The organism is Shewanella sp. SG41-4, from assembly GCF_014164505.1.
Lineage (GTDB): Bacteria > Pseudomonadota > Gammaproteobacteria > Enterobacterales > Shewanellaceae > Shewanella.
This window is the reverse complement of record NZ_JACJFI010000722.1, coordinates 1-848: the sequence shown is the minus strand read 5'-3', so window position 1 is coordinate 848 and position 848 is coordinate 1. Positions and strand designations below refer to the sequence as shown.

The 848-nt window shown below is 38.9% G+C and carries 1 protein-coding gene; it reads left to right on the top strand.

The genetic code is table 11. From position 1 onward, the window contains the following. Positions 1-184 precede the first annotated feature (184 nt). Positions 185-848 (top strand): hypothetical protein (locus H5202_RS23500; RefSeq protein WP_182774117.1); only part of this gene is annotated, 664 nt, incomplete at its 3' end.

Genomic DNA, 848 nt, shown 5'->3' with positions numbered 1-848 from the left:
AATGGTCTAATCCCATTTGATTACATCATGGTTTGCCTTGATGAACTGTGTAAACCAGAACCCAATATCGATAGCTTGTTACCCTGGAATTTTAAACAGTAGGTGTGGTTCGCTAGACGGTTACAATAGTGGTACATAAATTGCTTGGTTAACTCATTTTACAATGAAATTATAAGGAGAAAAAATGCTAATTAATAGTACTGTAAACTCAATTTATCAACAATCTTCTAAGACCACAGAAGTTCAAAAGTCGGATTCCGGTAAAAATTTCGCGGATTTACTTTATGCTCACAAGAAAGCGGAGGCATCAAGAATCCCTGTCAATACAACCAACGATGCTGCTCAAAAAATGGATACAAACAAAGGCGTTCAGGATATAAATTTGGATGACTATTTTTCAAGAAAACCAATTCCCGATACATTGAGCATAATGGATATCCCTTTGCTACTGCCCACACAGCATAATGTTGATACACTTGCAAAGTATTCAGAAAAAAAGTTTAAAGAACTAATGGATGAATATAACATTCCTGCACCGCCGGCCAATATAGAGTTCGATTCAGAAGGGCAATTGGTATTACCCGCTGATTATCCTTACGCTGACCAGCTAAAACAGGCTTTTGAAGAAAAGCCCAAAGTTGAAGATGCACTACGCACAACCGCTGCTATCGCTAGTCATTATGTTGGCATAATGGAAGGTCAGGCGTGGCGAGATGAAATGTCGACGGCAAGAACTCAGGCTGATGCAGAAAGAATAACCGCAAAGTACAGTTATCTATTCGATGATAATCGTCCTGCTACCAAAATAGTTTTAAGTTTCACCGAAGATGGAAACATGTTGGTAGGCG